Annotated in this window: 4 protein-coding genes and 3 pseudogenes; 2 read left to right on the top strand and 5 right to left on the bottom strand. The window is 59.2% G+C overall.

Annotated elements, in window-relative coordinates; translation table 11 throughout:
* Nucleotides 1-213: 213 nt before the first annotated feature.
* A pseudogene (locus KHO33_RS41550) lies at nt 214-875 on the top strand (IS256 family transposase); the annotation flags it as partial.
* A gap of 2 nt (nt 876-877) precedes the next feature.
* On the opposite strand, the gene KHO33_RS41545 reads toward KHO33_RS41550, so the two are convergent.
* The 3 genes from KHO33_RS41545 to KHO33_RS41535 form a co-directional block, all read right to left on the bottom strand.
* Complete coding sequence (locus KHO33_RS41545) at nt 878-2,359, bottom strand: PAS domain-containing sensor histidine kinase (protein ID WP_200568400.1); 1,482 nt, start codon at nt 2,357-2,359, stop codon at nt 878-880.
* 250 nt (nt 2,360-2,609) lie between these two features.
* Nucleotides 2,610-2,795 (bottom strand): Na+/H+ antiporter NhaA, encoded by a 186-nt coding sequence (locus KHO33_RS41540; protein ID WP_234480948.1) that lies wholly within the window; start codon nt 2,793-2,795, stop codon nt 2,610-2,612.
* 158 nt (nt 2,796-2,953) lie between these two features.
* The gene (locus KHO33_RS41535) at nt 2,954-3,334 is read right to left on the bottom strand and encodes an SHOCT domain-containing protein (protein ID WP_200568398.1); all 381 of its coding nucleotides are present in this window, start codon (nt 3,332-3,334) and stop codon (nt 2,954-2,956) included.
* 82 nt (nt 3,335-3,416) lie between these two features.
* Here KHO33_RS41535 and KHO33_RS42525 point away from each other — a divergent pair.
* Nucleotides 3,417-3,951, top strand: a pseudogene (locus KHO33_RS42525) (DDE-type integrase/transposase/recombinase); the annotation flags it as partial.
* Nucleotides 3,952-4,373: 422 nt separating this feature from the next.
* Here the strand turns inward: KHO33_RS42525 and KHO33_RS41530 are convergent.
* Nucleotides 4,374-4,559, bottom strand: coding sequence for a hypothetical protein (locus tag KHO33_RS41530; RefSeq protein ID WP_200568397.1), 186 nt, complete (start codon nt 4,557-4,559; stop codon nt 4,374-4,376).
* 77 nt (nt 4,560-4,636) lie between these two features.
* Nucleotides 4,637-4,973: pseudogene (locus tag KHO33_RS41525) on the bottom strand (FCD domain-containing protein); the annotation flags it as partial.

Raw genomic sequence — 4,973 nt, 5'->3', positions numbered from 1 at the left:
TTGGCGGTGGGATTCACGCCTAATAAACATACGATTTCACGTATTGAACTGATCATTTCATGCCGTGTGCGCGGCCGTCTATCGGATAGTTTTACCTACGGGATACCCCTCGTATATGCGAATTTCGGCGAACGTGATCAGTGATTTCGGTTGATGGTGATCACCCATTTCGAAGGAAGGTGATCACCTGTTTCGGTTGAACGTGATCGCTTACAGATCATCTCGCTCTATGCACGGGGACTGAGCGTGTGGAAAATTCAGGGCCATCGGGAGGAAATGTACGCCACCGAAGTGTCGCCGCCCTCATTTCCGCCGTCAGCGACGCGGTCAGCGAGGAGGTAAAGATCTGGCAGGCTCGGCCACTCGACGCGCTTTACCCGATCGTCTACCTGGACTGCATCCACGTCAAAGTGCGCGACAGTGGCTCGGTGCGGACCAAGGCGGTCTATCTGAACATGGACGGGCACAAGGAAGTCCTGGGGCTGTGGATCGCCCAGACCGAGGGCGCAAAGTTCTGTCTGCAGGTGGTCACCGAGTTAAAAACACGCGGCGTGCAGGACATTTTTATTGCCTGTGTCGACGGGCTCAAAGGCTTCCCCGAAGCCATTGAAGTGCTCTACCCGAAGGCGGCCGTGCACATGGTGCGCAACGGCCTGAACTTCGTGTCGTGGAAGATGCAGTGCGAGTTCGCCGCCGATCTGAAGACGATCTACACTTCATCGACCGTCGAGATGGCGGAGCAGACGCTGTGCGCCTTTGAAGCAAAGTGGGACAAGGACTACCCGTCCATCGGGCAGAGCTGGCGGCGCAACCGGGAACGCGTCATTCTGTTCTTCGACTACCCGCCGGAGATCAGGACCGTGATTTTCGCCTCCCGCTATCCCGCGTCCCCAGCGGGCAACATTACATGAAACGTCGCGCCCCGGTCGGTGTTGTTTTCAGCCCAGAGTTGGCCGCCGTGCATGTCGACGATCGATCGGCTGATCGACAGTCCGAGCCCGAGCCCCTGTGGCTTTGAGGTGAAGAACGGCTTGAAGATCCTGTCGAGCCTGTCGACAGTCAGTCCGTGGCCCCCGTCGCGAACGGCGATGTGCACTCTGTTGTTGCCATACGCGCGGAGCGTCACCGATACTGCCCGATCACCCGGCGGCGCATTGTTCATCGCGTCGAACGCGTTGAGCAGGAGATTAAGCATGACCTGCTGCAACTGCACCTTGTCCCCTCGTACGGCAGGCAGATCGCCATCGATATCGAGCGTCACACCGATGGCACGCACGATTGCGTCGCTGTGCACCAGCAGGAGAACATCGCGGATCACGCTGGCAAGATCGAGTGGCGCTATTTCCATCTCCCCTTTCCTGACGACCGCGCGAACGCGCCGGATGACCTCGCTTGCACGACAGTCGTCCTGAACGATGTCGTTCAGGATCTCGCGGACCTCTGCCAGATCGACCGGATCCGCGGCGAGGAAGCGCTGCGCGGCCTGCGCATTGCTCAGGATCGCCGTCAGCGGCTGGTTCAGTTCGTGCGCAAGCGATGCAGCCAGTTCGCCCATCGTCGACACACGCGCCAGATGAGCGAGTTCCTGGCGGTTCCGGTTCAACTCCTGGCGGTCGGTCCTGTCGACCATCGATACCATCATCGCTGCATCGCCTTCAAACAGCAGCGTCCTGCACGCAATTTCGACAGGGAACTCGACACCATCCCTGCGTTTCGCGAACGTGTCGCACGCGACATTGCCTCCGCTCATCACAGACACAGACCGGAATGCGTTTTGGCACGCGTCGCTATGATCACACCGCAGTTCAGGGACAAGCAGGTCAACCGTTGTACCTGCCAGTTCCTCGCGGGCATAGCCAAACAGCCTCGTGGTTTGCGTGTTCGCCACCACAATCCGCCCCTGCGGATCGAGCACCAGAATCGCCAGGGGAAACCACTCCACCGTTTCCCGCAGGCGATACTCGCTGCGCCCTGGTTCAGCAGCGATCGCGCTGGCACTCCGGTGCGTCACGCCCTCGCCCGTCTCGTGCGTCCGAAGCGGAGGGACGGCCATCCGCCACCCGATGCGCAGCCGGGCGATCATTGGCAGCTTTCCCGTCAGCGGAGGTTTCATGTGCGGGGCGGGGCAAACCGGGGCGACGACAACGCTTCTCCTGATGGAACGGCACAGCATCGTTACGATGCGTGCCCAGCCGACACCTGGGCCCGGCCCGCGCTGCCGGATGAGCGACACGCGCGGCCCGGCGTCTCTGTGCGGGCTGGCCGGTGTCGCGTGCCGCTGCCGTCGCGACCACAGTGTCAGCAGCCGCAGGAGGGTCGCCGTTCCCAGGACAACGACGGCAGGCATGACGATATTCATGGCCGGGAGCCTCTCTCGAAAGCCTATGCGAGGCAGTGCGCCTTGCATATGGCACACACAGAATGGCATTTGACAAACTCACCCTGCATCACGACAGAAGGAAATGCCGCGTAACGCAGATGTCCGTTATGCAAACCACTGTAATCGGTTTAACTGCCCATCTAGTAGAAGTGATAGTCGATGACTGATGCCAATTTGCGCATCCATCGCAAAGCGTCCAGGTTCACTGCCCTCCTCTGGGTGAATTTCGTCAGTGGCGCGGATCAGGCATCGCTGCTGGTGGACAGTCGAACGAACCAAAGCGCAGTTCCACAGGGATTTTCAGCAGATCGTCGTACGCGTGTCGGAGCGGCGAGTTACTGCAGATCAGCGCGAGTGCCGCTGCGGCCACGAGCAGCAAACCGCCTGCCGATTCCAGCTCCTGGTAGTCGGACATGCGATCCGTTGTCCGGCGAAGCGCACCATAAATTACCATGTCCGGTCGCACGCCTGCGAATCAGCGCATGAGGTCGCTGCCGAAGACAGAGGCACTTCTCTCCGGCACCGCCATCGTGCGGCGAAGGCCCGAACCGATGCCGCGACCTTGAGGGGCTACTACTGTACAAGCCGCCCCCTCAGGCGCGCGTATTCTTCCTCTGAAATCGATCCGGCCGACTTCAGCCGGTCCAGCTTGTCGATCTCGTCGGCGATGCTGAAGCCCACCATCTGGCGCAGGTTCTCGCGCGCCTGTCTGACCCGCTCCTCATCCCGTGTGGCCATCCCGCGTCCCTGGGTGAGCAGGTAAACGAAGACGCCGACATACGGCAGGGCGACGAGCAGGATGACCCAGAGTACCTTGCGCCAGCCCGACACGTCGTTGCGGCGGAACAGGTCGATCGAGATGCTGATGAACAGCCAGAACCACAGGATAAACAAGAAAATGAAAAAGACGTCGACAATGAAATTGCCGAATGTAAAACCACCGTTGAATAGCATTGTTTTCTCCCATCATTCGGACAGCGATCCAAGTATAGTCAGTTTTATTCGTATCGTTTCGCGTCGTTTACCCGGTTCAATGCGTGTCATGTCTGCGCGGCGCAAAACGGGCAGCACGTGGTATCCCGAAGTGATGTTTGTGACTTTTCGCGGGAAACCGTACCTGCTCCGGCGCGCTGTTGACGAGCACGGTACCGAACCCGACATCCTGCTGAAAAAACGGCACGAGAAGGCTATCGCCCAATGTTTTTAGCCGTGCGCTGCACTCGAACCCCGTGCCACGCAAGATCGTCACGCAATCAGTTGCGTCGCCATCCGGTGGCAAATATTGATATTCCGGAGCTGGCGAGCGTAAAGCACGTGGTTGTCCAGGCGGCTGTGGACATTAACACCCGGGGCGAAGAACACTTATTAGCCGACACGCGAGACGAGAACATCGAATGCGCGGGTTTCGTGACCCGAAACGCACACAGGCATTCCTCTCGTGCTTGGGGCCGATCCGGCAACACGTCGCACGGAAGCGGTATTTGCTACGTGCCTCACTCTATCGCAAACCACTCGCAACCCGGTTCATTGCTCGGTGCGAATTCACCCGAAATCCGTCCACTGGTTTCTGAATGATGCCGCCTTGTCGCCCTTTCACTTTGCCGTCGCCAGGTTGACAGATCCCTGTACATCGATGTGCCGACAAACGGCCTCCATATTTTTTCACAAAGTCATCATGAAGTTCGATGCAATCCTAACTATAATAGGAATTAGCGCGTGGGGTCGTCTCCTCCCGCGCCCCCACGGCTGCGGCACTCCATCCTCGGCTGCATCGCGGGTATTCTGTCCGCAACTCCTTTGGCAGGAGTTGCGTTTTTTTGCCCGCTGCCTCGAACGGAGGATGCCTGGCATCCTTTCCATTATCGATTTTTTACGAATTACGCGGTTTTTTAGCGACGCACGATCAATGACCGAAGAAAGTCAGGTGCCCGCGCATACACATGGACACCGACCCTCATGACGGAGAAACAGGACCTTCGACGCGAGGTGTTCGTCACGCTCGCGCGGCGAGACTATCGACAACGCTTCGCGCGGCGCGCTGCGACTCACGCTGAATTCCTTCGTCAGCACGTCTTGCGCTCGCAAGCATGGGGCCGTGCCGGTCTTCGACGATCCCCGCCACGATCCCGTCCAGCACCCGATTGGCCCGTGGGCGATGCCTGCCGTCCGGCGCATCCATGGCGCTCCCTGCGATGTCCTGTCGCCTGCATCCTCCGGGGTTCATACAACATCCCTGCCGGTTCGGTATACGTATCGTCAAGTTGCCTCCTTCGTGACCGATGCGTCAGCAAGAGAACCTTCTGACTGGGTTCGCCCCTTGATGAACAGGTCTGGCGGGCTCGGCATAGACTCATCACCCCAGTGGTCGAACAGCGCAAAACTGGCGATTTCTGCTTCGGTCTGATCGCCCCGCTCGATGGCTTCGACGACACGACCATAAGCACGCACTGCTGCTGCCCATGCACCTTTGCCGGAACTGGCAACAAGATTGAGTATCGGCAGCGTGCCGCCGATGATGGTCGCCATCTGCTGGAAAAACTGGTTGCCGCTTGCCGCGACAATCCGCATGCGCAGCAGTTCACCAGCGGCCTGA

Origin of the sequence: Paraburkholderia nemoris (assembly GCF_905221015.1) — a bacterium.
GTDB classification, from domain to species: Bacteria; Pseudomonadota; Gammaproteobacteria; order Burkholderiales; family Burkholderiaceae; genus Paraburkholderia; species Paraburkholderia nemoris.
Note: the sequence above shows the minus strand (reverse complement) of the source record. Positions and strands in the feature narration are given on the sequence as shown.

Excerpts from the sequence above, each read along its gene's own strand:
- KHO33_RS41535 (WP_200568398.1), bottom strand. The coding sequence starts at position 3,334 with ATGCTATTCAACGGTGGTTTTACATTCGGCAATTTCATTGTCGACGTC.
- KHO33_RS41530 (WP_200568397.1), bottom strand. The coding sequence starts at position 4,559 with ATGGATGCGCCGGACGGCAGGCATCGCCCACGGGCCAATCGGGTGCTG.
- KHO33_RS41545 (WP_200568400.1), bottom strand. The coding sequence starts at position 2,359 with ATGAATATCGTCATGCCTGCCGTCGTTGTCCTGGGAACGGCGACCCTC.
- KHO33_RS41540 (WP_234480948.1), bottom strand. The coding sequence starts at position 2,795 with ATGTCCGACTACCAGGAGCTGGAATCGGCAGGCGGTTTGCTGCTCGTG.